14 protein-coding genes are annotated in these 12,457 nt (G+C 61.0%); 6 read left to right on the plus strand and 8 right to left on the minus strand.

The features are described 5' to 3' along the window. Nucleotides 1–60: 60 nt before the first annotated feature. From rnd to JTJ32_RS01700, 3 genes are all read left to right on the plus strand, one after another. The gene (rnd, locus tag JTJ32_RS01690; protein WP_210040523.1) at nt 61–1,194 is read left to right on the plus strand and encodes a ribonuclease D; all 1,134 of its coding nucleotides are present in this window, start codon (nt 61–63) and stop codon (nt 1,192–1,194) included. Further along, complete coding sequence (locus tag JTJ32_RS01695; RefSeq protein WP_083185748.1) at nt 1,191–1,484, plus strand: YcgL domain-containing protein; 294 nt, start codon at nt 1,191–1,193, stop codon at nt 1,482–1,484. The genes rnd and JTJ32_RS01695 overlap by 4 nt, the downstream gene beginning before the upstream one ends. Before the next feature lie 71 nt (nt 1,485–1,555). Further along, nucleotides 1,556–2,488: a D-2-hydroxyacid dehydrogenase gene (locus tag JTJ32_RS01700; RefSeq protein WP_184319069.1), complete on the plus strand. Its 933-nt coding sequence runs from the start codon at nt 1,556–1,558 to the stop codon at nt 2,486–2,488. 194 nt (nt 2,489–2,682) lie between these two features. Here JTJ32_RS01700 and JTJ32_RS01705 read toward each other — a convergent pair whose 3' ends face one another. Next, nucleotides 2,683–3,276, minus strand: coding sequence for a nitroreductase family protein (locus JTJ32_RS01705; protein WP_210040525.1), 594 nt, complete (start codon nt 3,274–3,276; stop codon nt 2,683–2,685). 211 nt (nt 3,277–3,487) lie between these two features. Between JTJ32_RS01705 and JTJ32_RS01710 the strand changes: the two genes are divergently transcribed. Beyond that, a complete protein-coding gene (locus tag JTJ32_RS01710; RefSeq protein ID WP_210040527.1) occupies nt 3,488–3,937 on the plus strand; it encodes a YcgN family cysteine cluster protein in 450 nt (149 codons plus the stop codon). A 4-nt stretch (nt 3,938–3,941) separates the two neighbouring features. Here JTJ32_RS01710 and JTJ32_RS01715 read toward each other — a convergent pair whose 3' ends face one another. The 7 genes from JTJ32_RS01715 to JTJ32_RS01745 form a co-directional block, all read right to left on the minus strand. Continuing rightward, nucleotides 3,942–4,322 carry a YgaP family membrane protein gene (locus JTJ32_RS01715; RefSeq protein ID WP_184319080.1) on the minus strand — a complete coding sequence of 127 codons (381 nt, stop codon included), beginning with the start codon at nt 4,320–4,322 and terminating at the stop codon, nt 3,942–3,944. Between the two features lie 77 nt (nt 4,323–4,399). Continuing rightward, a complete protein-coding gene (locus JTJ32_RS01720; protein WP_184319083.1) occupies nt 4,400–4,900 on the minus strand; it encodes an RNA methyltransferase in 501 nt (166 codons plus the stop codon). A gap of 49 nt (nt 4,901–4,949) precedes the next feature. Further along, nucleotides 4,950–5,798 carry a copper resistance protein B gene (locus JTJ32_RS01725; RefSeq protein WP_408004568.1) on the minus strand — a complete coding sequence of 283 codons (849 nt, stop codon included), beginning with the start codon at nt 5,796–5,798 and terminating at the stop codon, nt 4,950–4,952. Nucleotides 5,799–5,842: 44 nt separating this feature from the next. Next, entirely contained in the window at nt 5,843–7,612 is a 1,770-nt protein-coding gene (locus JTJ32_RS01730) for a copper resistance system multicopper oxidase (protein ID WP_210040530.1), read from the minus strand. 276 nt (nt 7,613–7,888) lie between these two features. Beyond that, complete coding sequence (locus tag JTJ32_RS01735) at nt 7,889–8,263, minus strand: YajD family HNH nuclease (RefSeq protein WP_099229861.1); 375 nt, start codon at nt 8,261–8,263, stop codon at nt 7,889–7,891. Between the two features lie 66 nt (nt 8,264–8,329). Beyond that, nucleotides 8,330–8,806, minus strand: coding sequence for a cyclic nucleotide-binding domain-containing protein (locus JTJ32_RS01740; protein WP_099229863.1), 477 nt, complete (start codon nt 8,804–8,806; stop codon nt 8,330–8,332). An 82-nt stretch (nt 8,807–8,888) separates the two neighbouring features. Continuing rightward, nucleotides 8,889–10,949 (minus strand): S9 family peptidase, encoded by a 2,061-nt coding sequence (locus JTJ32_RS01745; protein WP_210040532.1) that lies wholly within the window; start codon nt 10,947–10,949, stop codon nt 8,889–8,891. Between the two features lie 133 nt (nt 10,950–11,082). On the opposite strand from JTJ32_RS01745, the gene JTJ32_RS01750 reads away from it, so the two are divergent. Together JTJ32_RS01750 and JTJ32_RS01755 are read left to right on the plus strand one after the other, a co-directional pair. Next, complete coding sequence (locus tag JTJ32_RS01750) at nt 11,083–11,565, plus strand: MFS transporter (RefSeq protein WP_099229867.1); 483 nt, start codon at nt 11,083–11,085, stop codon at nt 11,563–11,565. Nucleotides 11,566–11,641: 76 nt separating this feature from the next. Beyond that, complete coding sequence (locus tag JTJ32_RS01755; RefSeq protein ID WP_184319096.1) at nt 11,642–12,430, plus strand: class II glutamine amidotransferase; 789 nt, start codon at nt 11,642–11,644, stop codon at nt 12,428–12,430. Nucleotides 12,431–12,457: the final 27 nt, after the last annotated feature.

Genomic DNA, 12,457 nt, shown 5'->3' on the forward strand with positions numbered 1-12,457 from the left:
GATGCGCGATAACACCCGGCGGCGATATATACTGCGCGCCATTGTTCAAGGGAGAGCCGTGTGGCCATCGATATTCACTGGATTCGCGACGACGACAGCCTCGCCCTGCATTGCGCTCAGTGGCAGTCCCTGCCGTTCGTTGCGCTCGACACCGAATTCATGCGGGTCGACACTTTTTACCCCATCGCTGCCTTGCTGCAGATCGGCGACGGTTCGCGTGCCTGGCTGATCGACCCATTACTGATCAACGACTGGCGTCCGCTGTCCGCGCTGCTGGAGAACCCCGACGTCATCAAGGTCGTGCACGCCTGCAGCGAAGACCTTGAAGTGCTGTTGCGCCTGACCGGCAGCCTGCCGGTTCCACTGTTCGACACTCAGCTGGCAGCCGCCTACCTGAACCTCGGGTTTTCCATGGGCTACTCGCGTCTGGTGCAGGAGGTTCTCAACATCGACCTGCCCAAGGGCGAGACCCGTTCCGACTGGCTGCAGCGTCCGTTGTCCGAGACCCAGATCAGCTATGCCGCAGAAGATGCGGTGCATCTGGCCGAACTGTTCGCCATCCTGCGTCCGCGCCTCTCTGACGAGAAGTTTGCGTGGCTGCTCGAGGACGGTGCGGAGCTGGTTGCCAACCTGCGTCGTGAAATCGACCCTTACGAGGTGTATCGCGACGCCAAGCTGGCCTGGAAACTGTCCCGTGCCCAGCTGGCGGTGTTGCGCGGCTTGTGTGCCTGGCGCGAGGTGCAGGCCCGTGCCCGTAACGTGCCACGCAACCGCATCGTGCGTGAACACTCGCTCTGGCCGCTGGCCAAGACCCAGCCGGACAACCTCGGCGCTCTGGCCCGCATCGAAGACATGCACCCGCGCACCGTGCGTCAGGATGGCGAGTTCCTGCTTGAGTTGATCAAGACCGCGGCCAGTGTCCCGCCTGAAGAATGGCCTCCGGCCTTGCCTGAGCCGCTGCCGATCGATGCTTCGGGTTCGCTCAAGCGTCTGCGCGCTATCGGACAGCAGTACGCCGAGCAACTGGATATGGCACCGGAGTTGATGCTGCGCAAGAAGACCCTCGAAGCGCTGCTCAAGAGCGGTTATCCCGATGGTCCCTACCAATTGCCTGATTCGCTGCGTGGCTGGCGTCGCGAACTGATGGGCCAGGCACTGCTCGACAGTCTGGCAACGCCGGGAGAACAGTCTTGAAGCGTATCTGCTCTATTTATCGCAGCCCGAAAAAGAATGAAATGTATCTGTATGTCCTGAAAAGCGACGTGCTCAAACGTGTGCCGCCAGAACTGCTGGCCGCGTTTGGCACCCCGCACCACGCGTTCGATCTGGTGCTCAGCCCCGAGCGGGCACTGGCGCGGGAGGACATTCACAAGGTGCTGGAGAACCTCGACGCTCAGGGCTATCACTTGCAGATGCCGCCGGCCGAAGACGAGTACATCGAACATCTGCCCGAAGAGCTGCTGCGCCGCAACGATCCGGTGTGACCGGTCTTCACGTTTTAAAGCGGCCTGCGTCTGGCGTGGGCTGTCTGTCCCGTTTTTAAGGTTTCTGAAGCATGCGCGTCCTGATTGCCGAGCACGATTACCCCATTTACACCCAGCTGCTGCGCAAGGCTGCGCCTGATCTGGAAGTCCTGAGCAGCGGCGATTCGGCGGAGCTGTCCCGAATGGCCAGCGACTGTCCGGTCTGGCTGGGACAGCCGGACCTGATGGCCAATCTGTTGCGCCAGGGGCACAAGCCGCAATGGCTGCAATCCACCTGGGCGGGCATCACGCCGCTGCTCATCCCGGGCCTGTTCCGTGACTATCGTCTGACCCGTGCCGTGGGGATCTTCGGGCAGGTCATGGCCGAGTTTCTGCTGACGTACATGCTGGGTCACGAACGCGAAGTGCTGGCGCGTCTGATGAGTCAGGTGGAACGCAAGTGGGACAATCGTCCGGGTCAGAGTCTGTCCGGGCGCAAGGCGCTGATTGTCGGTGCCGGCGATATCGGTCAGCGCGTGGCCGAGTTTCTGGTGCCGTTCGGGGTGCAGGTGTTCGGCGTAGCCTCCGAGGCGCGTACCCAGGCGCCTTTCGTCGAGGTGTCGGCGCTGACCGATATCGACAATCTGGTCGGTGATATGGATTACGTCATCAACCTGCTGCCGAATACGCCTGACACTCAGGACCTGTATGACGCCAAGCTGTTCGCCAGCTTCAAACCCACGGCGCTGTTCCTCAACGTCGGACGTGGCGCGGCCGTGGTCGATGCCGATCTGGTCGAAGCCCTGAAGGAAGGGCATCTGGCGGGCGCTGTGATCGACGTTTGTCGTCAGGAGCCGTTGCCACAGCGTCATCCGTTCTGGACGGCCTACGGCCTGTTGTTGACCGGACACAGTTCCGCGCCGACTTCGCCGCTGGCCATGACTGAACTGTTTGTCGAGAACCTGAAAGCCTTCAACGCCGGTGCGGCGTTGCGTGGAGAAGTGGATTTTTCACGCGGGTATTGAAGGGATGAGGTTCAGCCTCACCCGGACAGCGCCTCACCCTCTCCCTCAGTCCGTGCCAAAGGGACGCGGAGAAGGATCGCTCCTCACTCTCCGCGCTCATCGTTATACCTGAGTCCTGTTGCAGGCATCTCCCACGCTGCATGGGAACGCCTCTCAGGACCCTCCGCGTCCGGGGGAGGCTGCCCCCAATTCCCTCACAGCGAGAAATTACCCTCTGCCGCCAACTGCGCAACCGGCAAGCGAGGGCTTGGGGTTTCGCGGCCTTGCAGGTATTCCGGCAGGGTCGACTTGTCACCCAGTTTGCCCACTGCAACGGCAGCATGCAGGGCGTAGCCTTCGGGGATGTTCAGTTCCTTGCGGGTCAGGTCCTGGTCGAAGCCGGCCATGCCATGGGTGTGCCAGCCGCTCAGGCTGGCCTGCAGCGCCAGATAGCCCCACGCCGAGCCAGTGTCGAAGGTGTGCCACAGCGCCGGTCCTTCTTCGGTCGCGCCGGGTGCAGTAAAGGTGGTCTTGGAGAGGACGATCACCAGTGCCGAGGCATGCTGTGCCCAACCGCGGTTGAACTCGTTCAGCAGACCCAGAAAACGCTCCCAGTTCGGCGTGTCGCGGCGCGCGTACAGGAACCGCCACGGCTGCGAGTTGTAGGCTGAAGGCGCCCAGCGTGCGGCTTCGAAAAAGCTCAGCAGGGTTTCCTCGGGAATGCTTTCGCCGGTAAAGGCGCGTGGCGACCAGCGTTCGGTGAATTGCGGGTCGATGACGTGTTCTGCGACGCGAGAGTTTGTGCTCATGAGAGTCCTGTAGAGAGAAGGGCAAAGGGAGCGTGACTCGATGGGCCATTGACGGCCTGCATCGCGTGGCCGCATTGAAAGCGCTCTAACGCTACTGTTTTGCTTTCCCGCTGACAAGAGCCTGGCTACCGGCAGTCGCAAGTGCTTGGCCCGCACTCGATGTGCCACTAGACTGGCGGCCTTTTCCACAGCCGATACTGTTGTCCGAACCATGGCCGCCAAAGTTGAACCCTTCTGGATCCGCAAGACCCTCGATCAGCTCGACAGCAACGAGTGGGAGTCGCTGTGCGACGGCTGCGGACTGTGCTGCCTGCAAAAGCTGGAGGACGAAGAAGACAACAGCGTGTATTACACGCGCATCGCCTGCAAGCTGCTGGACCTGAAGACCTGTCAGTGTTCCGACTATGAAAACCGTAGAGCCTCGGTGCCGGACTGTATTCAGCTTACGCCGGGTCAGGCAGATGAGTTCAAGTGGCTACCGCCGACCTGCGGCTATCGGTTGGTGAGCGAGGGCAAGGACTTGCCGCTCTGGCATCACCTGGTGTGTGGCGATCGCGATGCGGTGCATCACGAGCGTATCTCCCAGTCCGGACGCATGCTCAGTGAGCTGAGTGTGGCCGAGGACGACTGGGAGGATCACCTGATCTTTCGTGCAGGCTGAGTGATCAGACGCCGGGCTTTGGCTCGGTGAGTGCATCAATGCCGTTGACGGTCGCGGTTTTCACGGCTTTCTCGGCATTGGCTTGCAACTCGCTCAGCTCGGCACCGGCACGTTCGATGGTGGAGCGCGCGCTTTGCAGGTCGCTGCGACCTTTCTCCATCAGGCTCTTGGCCGAGCAGTGGCCAGTGATGCCACGTGCCAGAACTGCGCCACCAATGGCCAGTTGAATCAGGCCCAGGAATCCGCCGCGACGAACGCCTTTACCCATCATCAGGACGCCGCCTGCCAGCGAGCCGATGCGCTCCCAGCCTTGAACGTTCTGATCGGGATGCGGCTGAAACGGCTCGGGTGTGTCGATACGCTCGATAATCGGGGTGTCGCGCATGATGGCTCTCCAGAGTGGTGTAAGTCGGTTCAGAGAAACTGACTGCCCGTCAGCGAGACTGGTTCAATGCTTTTACTTCAACCTTCGCTGGACGGATCGGCCTTTTCACGACCGAATTGAGGGCCGGAGCGGGTATTGATGCCTTTCGCCATGCGGTCGTACAGCACGACATTGACCGTTGCGGCCAGATTCATGCAGCCCTCGGTGGGGATGTAGACCACGTCTTCGCACCAGTCACGAATATCCTGATCCAGCGAGCCGTCCTCGGGGCCGAAAATGTACAGAGCGCGGTCCGGGTGCGTGTATTCCGGCAGCGCCCTGGCACCGTCGACCAGCTCGACGGCCACGGGAATGCAGCCCAGCGGCAGAATGCTCTTGAGGTCTTCGATGCCGATCAGCGGGATGTCCTGATGAATCTTCTTGGTGTCGGTGATGAAGTCCCGCGCCCGCTCGTAGCGCTTGCCGGTATAGAACACCGAAGCCACGCCGTAGCAGCCAGCGGCGCGCATCACGGAGCCGACGTTTTCCGGTGACTTTGGGTTGTACAGACCGATGCAGGCGTAACGTTTGTTGGCCACGGGGAGGGTGCTCTGGGGAAAACCGCCGATTATACAAGACTGCCCTGCGTCAGAACCACATGCGTACCCCGACCACAAGCCGAGCGTCGTTGACGTCCTCGCCTTCCTCGCGGGCGTAGTCGGCCGTTTTGCCGTAGGTACGATTCCAGGTCACGCCGATGTAAGGCGCAAACTCGGGGCGCAGTTCGTAGCGCAGCCGGAGCCCGAGTTCAGTGCTCGAAAGGCCGGCGCCGATACCGCGTTGCGGGTCGTCCTTACCGTAGGCGTTGATTTCGGCGGTAGGCTGCAGGATCAGTTGATTGGTCAGCGTCAGGTCGTAATCGCCCTCAAGCCGTGCAGCGGTCTGACCGGCTTCACCGAGAAAGGCGGTGGCCTGAACGTCGAGGTCTGAAATTGCCGAACCTTGCACGCCAAACGCCGCCCAGCTTTGTGGAGCGCCGGGTTTGAAATCCTGACGGGCACCCAGAACCACGTCCCACGACGGGGTTAAAGCGTGTCCCCAGAGCGCCTGCAGTTCCGCTTCCTCGGTCTTGCCGTTCACGCGTTCGCCCTCCGAGCGAAGCACCAGTCTGTCGATGTCGCCACCAATCCAGCCGGACAGATCCCAGGCCAGCGCACTGCCGTCGTTCGCGTTCTGCCATTCCAGCTTCTCGGCCAGAAAGTAGGAATTGATGGCGTCGTCATGCACCTGATGACCGTCGTGGCTGGTGTAGACCGCCGCCCGGTCTGCATCGGTGATGGCCGGAATCGGCGTCCGGCTCTGCTCGGGCGCGGACTGCGCCGGCTGCGTTTGGGGCATGGCGTGGCCGGAGTGATCCATACCGTGGTCCATGCCCTGCATATCGGCAGCGCTGGCCTGCGCCGTGAATATCAGGCCGAGGCCCGTCAGCAGCACCATCGGCAGGCGAGGGTGGCCCGGGATCGGGGTCAACACGTGAGTTTTCATTCTTCTACCCGCACTTCGCGAAACATGCCCATTTCCATGTGATAAAGCATATGGCAGTGATATGCCCAGCGCCCGAGGGCATCGGCAGTCACGCGATAGCTGCGTTTTGAGCCCGGTGGCATGTCAATGGTGTGTTTGCGCACCTTGAACCGGCCATTCTCGTCTTCCAGATCGCTCCACATGCCATGCAAGTGGATCGGGTGCGTCATCATCGTGTCGTTGACCAGCACCACACGAACTCGTTCGCCATATTTGAGCTTCAAGGGTTCGGCGTCGGAGAACTTTATGCCGTCGAACGACCAGGCGAATTTTTCCATGTGACCGGTGAGGTGCAACTCGATCGTACGGCTCGGCTCGCGGCCGTCCAGGTCGTCGAACGTGCTGTGCAGGTCGGCGTAAGTCAGTACTCTGCGTCCGTTGTTTCTCAGGCCGATACCCGGATCGTCGAGTCTGGATGAGGTGCTCATGGCCTGCATATCGACCAGCGGGTTATCGGTTTCGCTGTCAGGGTGCGACTGCGACTGCGACGTGTTCACGGACATGGTGGTGTGATCCATGCCTTGCATATCGTGGCCCATCTGACTGTGGTCCATGCCCTGCATGCTGTCTTGATTCGTGCTGCCGTGGCTCATTGCGCCATGATCCATGCCGGCCATGCCGATATCGTCCATGCTCAGCAACGGGCGCGGGTCGAGGGACGGCACATCTGCTTTCATGCCGGGCCTGCTGGCGAGTGTGCCCCGCGCATAACCGGTGCGGTCCATCGATTGGGCGAACACCGTGTAGGCGCCGTCGGCAGGCTCGACGATCACGTCGAAGGTTTCGGCCACGGCGATGCGAAACTCGTCGACGCTCACCGGTTTGACATGCAGGCCGTCGCTGGCGACGACGGTCATCTTCAGGCCGGGAATGCGCACATCGAAGTAGGTCATGGATGAGCCATTGATGAAACGCAGACGGATTCGCTCGCCGGGTTTGAAAAGGCCGGTCCAGTTCATGTCCGGTGCCTGGCCGTTCATCAGGTAGGTGTAAGTGGCGCCGCTGACGTCCGCCAGATCGGTCGGATCCATCTGCATCTGCGCCCACATGGCTCGGTCGGCAACGGTCTTGCTCCAGCCCTTGTCGCTGACGTCTTTGATGAAATCGCCCACGGTGCGTTTGTTCTGGTTGTAGTAATCGGACTGCTTCTTGAGCTTTTTCATCAGCCGGGTCGGGTCTTCGTCCGTCCAGTCAGTGAGCATGACGACGTGCTCGCGCTCGTAGCTGAAGGGTTCAGGCTCTCTGGCGTCGATGATCAGCGGCCCGTAAACCCCGGACTGCTCCTGAAAGCCGGAGTGACTGTGGTACCAGTAGGTGCCGTTCTGTCTGACCTTGAAGCGATAGACGTACATGCCGTCCGGGGCGATGCCGTCGAAGCTCAGGCCCGGAACGCCGTCCATGTTGGCGGGCAGGATGATGCCGTGCCAGTGAATGGACGTGATGTCCTTGAGCCGGTTCTTAACGCGCAGCGTGACGGTGTCGCCTTCGCGCCAGCGCAGCAGAGGGCCGGGGAGGCCGCCGTTGACCGTCATGGCCGTGCGCGGGCTGCCAGTAAGGTTGACCGGCGTTTCGCCGATGAACAGATCGAATTCCGTGCCTGACAGTTCCAGTGATTCACCTGGGCGCGGCGCTGCCCAGACCGGGCTGCGCCAAAGCCCCAGCCCGCTCAGCAGACCCCCTGCTGTCAGTCCTTTCACAAAGGTTCGTCTTGATGTTCCGGGAAGCATGATGGCGTATCCGTTCGGTCGGTTCGTCGCAGGCCGGACAGCCTGCGGATTTGGCAGAAAGATGCCGTAAGGCGGAAGGCAAGGGGATGACATGACAGTCAGGTTGCGCCACGTCAACTGAGCACGCGGTGCGTCCGGAGCGGCGCTACCACGAGGCGTCGTCGGCAGGATCGTGCCCATCGCTCCGCGTGAGCGTCCATCACGGGACGCTCTGCGCCCCCGATGTGTCTGATCATGCAGATGCTACGCGGTGAGCAACAGGTGCAGGCTTTCCCGTCATTCGTCCTTCTTCATCAGCCCTGCCAGCGCAGCAAACGGGTTGTGCGTTGCCTTGGAGGCTTTCGGTGAGCTGAGGGAACTGTCGGAGAAGTACTGCTGGTCGGTATAACGTGAGTGTTCGTTATCGTGGCAGTACAGGCAGAGCAGTTCCCAGTTGGAGCCGTCCTGCGGGTTGTTATCGTGGTTGTGGTCGCGGTGGTGAACGGTCAGTTCGCTCAGGCGCTTGCCGGCGAACTCCCGGGCGCAGCGACCGCAGACGTGCGGGTACATGCGCAGGGCCTTGTCGCGGTAGCCCATTTCGCGGTCGCGCTGGGCGTCGGCCAGAATACGGTCCAGCTTGGCAGTGTGGGAAGGCGGGTTGGCCGTGCTCATTGTGTCACCTGTTCGTGTGCGCATTGAAAGCGGAATATCGGCAAGTTTAGCGCCGGACGAGCAAACTCACACCTGTTGCGAGAGCAATTGGCCGTCGACCATGCGCAGGCGTCGTGACAGCGAGATGGCCAGGGCGCGGATGATCTTGGCAGCAACCTTCGGTGCTTCATCGAGCATCTTGTCCAGCGAGTCGCGACCCAGGTTCAGCAATTGGCAGCTTGTCGCTGCGATGCAACTGGCCGAACGGCGTTCGCCGTCCAGCACCGCCATCTCGCCGAATGCCCGGCCGCGGCGCAGCGTGGCGATTTCGACCTGCTGGCCTTCACTGTTGAGCTTCTGCACGGACACCGTGCCCTGATGGATGATGCACATGAACGTTCCGGCATCGCCTTCGGCAAACACCACTTCACCCTTTTCGATGTCGGTGATGCTGAAGTAGCCCGCCACGGCAAGGAAATCGCTCGGCAGCAGGGTGTCGAACAGGCCGCAGTCCAGCAGCATGTCGCGAATGGCATTGTTCAGGTTGGACAGTTGTTCTGACATGGTTCGGTCTTGTAATCAGGCGACAGAGAAGGGGGCATATCCGTGCCCCCGGTGCTAGTAAGACAGGTGTTGGGTGCCAAGTTCATTCGCCGGTCTGCAATACCTTGAAGATGAACCCGTATTCCAGTGCAACATCACGCAGGCCTTGGTAGCGGCCGCTCATACCGCCGTGCCCGGCACCCAGTTCAGTCTTGAGCAGCAAGAGGTTGTCATCGGTCTTCGTGGCACGCAATTTCGCGACCCACTTGGCAGCTTCCCAATACTGTACGCGGCTGTCGTTGTAGCCGGCGATCACCAGCATGGACGGGTACGCCTGGGCGCGGACATTCTCATAAGGTGCGTAGGCCTTGATGCGCTCGTAGACCTCAGGCTCTTGCGGATTGCCCCATTCGTCATATTCGGTGACGGTCAGCGGCAGCTCGGGATCGAGCATGGTATTGAGCACGTCCACGAACGGCACCTCCGCAATCGCCGCCTTGAACAGGTCCGGACGCTGATTGAGCACGGCGCCCATCAACAGGCCGCCAGCGCTGCCGCCACTGATCACCAGTTGCCCGGAGTGCGTCAACCCTTGGGCAATCAGGTGCTCGGCGCAGGCAATGAAGTCACCAAAAGTGTTCTGTTTGTGTTCCTGCTTGCCGTTGCGGTACCAGGTTTCGCCCAACTCGCCGCCGCCCCGCACATGCGCGATGGCGAACGCCACGCCCCGGTCCAGCAGGCTCAGACGTGCATGGGAAAACCACGGGTCCAGACTTTCGCCATAGGCACCGTAGCCATACAGATAAAGCGGCGTCGCCTGACCGGCCAGTTCGCGTTTGACCACCAGACTGATGGGCACCCGGGTTCCATCAGCGGCAGTCGCCCAAAGGCGCTGGCTGACATAGGCGTCGGCATCGAAGGTCCCCAGTACGGGCGTTTCCTTGAGCACAACCTGTTCACCGGTTGCCAATTCCAGCTGACGGACCTGAGGCGGGCGGTTCAGCGACTGATAACGCAGGCGAATTCGTGGGCTGTCGAACTCCAGCGAGTCCTGCACATAAAGGCTGTACGCTGCGTCTGGCAGTTGCACGCGATAGGCGGGCAGGTCCTGAGGACGGATCTCAATGATCGGCAGGCCACCTTCGCGCAAACTCAGGCTGAGACCCTTGGCGTTGAGGCCGACACCTTCGAGCATCACCGAGTCGCTGTGCGGGATAAGCGTCTGCCAGTCATCGCGGGTTGGAACGCCGGTCGCTTTTTCGGGTGCGTGGTACAGGGCGAAATTGATGCCGCTCTGGTTGCTGCGAATGAACCAGCTCCAGACGCCATCAAGCAGCCCATGATCAGGAAAGTATTCATGACCTTCGACGCGCGGCGCCAGGCAGATAAAAGTCTGCTTGGGATGCTCGGCGTCCAGCACCCAGGCTTCGCTGGTGGTCTTGCTGTTGAGCAGCAACACCAGTTGGCGTTCGGAACTGGTACGGAAGCAGTGCAGAAAGAAGCGGCCGTCCGGCTCGCTGAATACCAGGTCGGCGGTCTCGTTACCGAGTTTGTGGCGATACAGCTTGTGTGGACGATGGGTGTCGTCCAGTTCACCGAAGAACAGCGTCTGGCTGTCGTTGGCCCAGGTCATGCTGCCATCGCAATCCTCGAACGGCAGGCTGCTGACGTGTCCGGTGCGCAGTTCCTTGACGTAGAGCTGATAAACCTCATCGCCACTGGTATCCAGGCTGTAGGCCAGGCGCTGATGATCGGGGCTGATGCTGAACGCACCGAGTGAAAAGAATCCGCCATCGGCCAGCACGTTGGGATCAAGCAGCAGTTCTTCCCGGCTTTCATCGACTGTGTTCGAGTCATCCGCCGGACGCGGGCAACGGTAATGGCGTGCGTACTCGTCGCCCGCTGTGGTGCGCGTGTAATACAGATACGGACCCCAGGGCGAGGGCAGTGACAGGTCGGTTTCCAGAATCCGGCTTTTGATTTCCTGAAACAGCGTTTCACGCAGCGCGCTCTGGTCCGCCAGCTGTTCTTCCTGGTACTGGTTTTCAGCTTTCAGATAGTCGAGCACCTCATCGGTGTCGCGGTTCTGCAGCCAGGCGTAGGGATCCGAGCCTTCAGCCTTGCGAGCGATCGGGGCGCGTGAGGTTGCATTCGAAAAGGACATGCGGGGCTCTCTTTAAAGTGGCAATCAGATGAATTATGAAGACACGCTGCGCCGATTAAACAACCCAGGCAAGCCGGGCCAGTGAAAAGCCGTTATCATAAGCGCCTCTTTACCTGCCTTGCCAACGGACGACATGACCGAGAACGACTATCTGATCGCCTGGAGCCTCTACGCCTTTGCCGCGCTGGGTTGCCTGTTGGTGTGGTTTCTGATGACCGGCTGGATGTGGCGCTACCTCAAGGAGCCGCTGCGTGTCATCGCCGCCGTGTTGCTGTTCACACCGACGCTGGTTGACCCCGTCAAGGACGCCTACGCTCCGGCAGTTGCCATTACTGCGCTGGACCTGATGTTCAAGGTCGGCAGCAATGTCTGGACTGCCGTTTCGGACCTGGCGATGTACGGCATGTTCGCCTTCGGTGCGTACCTGCTGTTCGTGCTGATCCGCTGGCCGATCGAGAGAAGCCGCAAGGCCCGTCAACCGCAGCCGGTCGCCGAACCCGTCGAAACAGACGCTGAAGACGATCCGTTTGCCGGCGACGAACGCTATGCTCGCAAGCACGCTGCGCCGTCTCCGGCCACTACGGCACGCGGCGCACGGGTCGAGCCGCGCCTGTAGCGTCCCGCTTCGCTGGCCTGCGCTGCAGCATGCGGCGCATGACCGCTGCAAAACGTCCTGAAGCGAGAATCTGAGCATGTGTGAATTACTGGGCATGAGCGCCAATGTCCCTACCGACATCGTTTTCAGCTTTACCGGGCTGATGCAGCGTGGCGGCAAGACCGGCCCGCACCGCGACGGTTGGGGCATCGCCTTCTACGAAGGACGCGGCCTGCGCCTGTTTCAGGACCCGGCCGCCAGCAGCGAGTCGGAAGTCGCGCAATTGGTCCAGCGTTACCCCATCAAAAGCGAAGTCGTGATCGGCCACATTCGTCAGGCCAACGTCGGCAAGGTCTGCCTGTCCAACACGCATCCTTTCGTGCGCGAACTGTGGGGCCGCAACTGGTGTTTCGCCCACAACGGCCAACTGGCCGAATTCAGCCCGGGCGTCACGTTCTATCGACCTGTTGGTGATACGGACAGCGAAGCGGCATTCTGTGACCTGCTCAACCGCGTGCGTGAAGCGTTTCCCGAGCCGGTAGAAGTCGAACAACTGCTGCCGACGCTCATCCAGGCCTGCACCGAATACCGCAGCAAAGGTGTGTTCAACTGTCTGCTGAGTGACGGCGACTGGCTGTTCTGCTTCTGCAGTACCAAACTGGTTCAGATCACCCGTCGCGCGCCATTCGGTCCGGCCCGTTTGAAGGACGTTGACGTGATTGTCGATTTTCAGGCGGAAACCACGCCCCACGATGTGGTCACAGTCATTGCCACCGAGCCGTTGACCGCGAATGAAAACTGGAACGCCTACGAGCCGGGACAGTGGAGTCTGTGGCGCAAGGGCGAATGTGTCTGCAAGGGCTCGACCGAATCGGTCACGCCATAAGCCTCGGTCATACGGAATTCAACGCAA

Source organism: Pseudomonas alliivorans, assembly GCF_017826695.1.
Taxonomy (GTDB): domain Bacteria; phylum Pseudomonadota; class Gammaproteobacteria; order Pseudomonadales; family Pseudomonadaceae; genus Aquipseudomonas; species Aquipseudomonas alliivorans.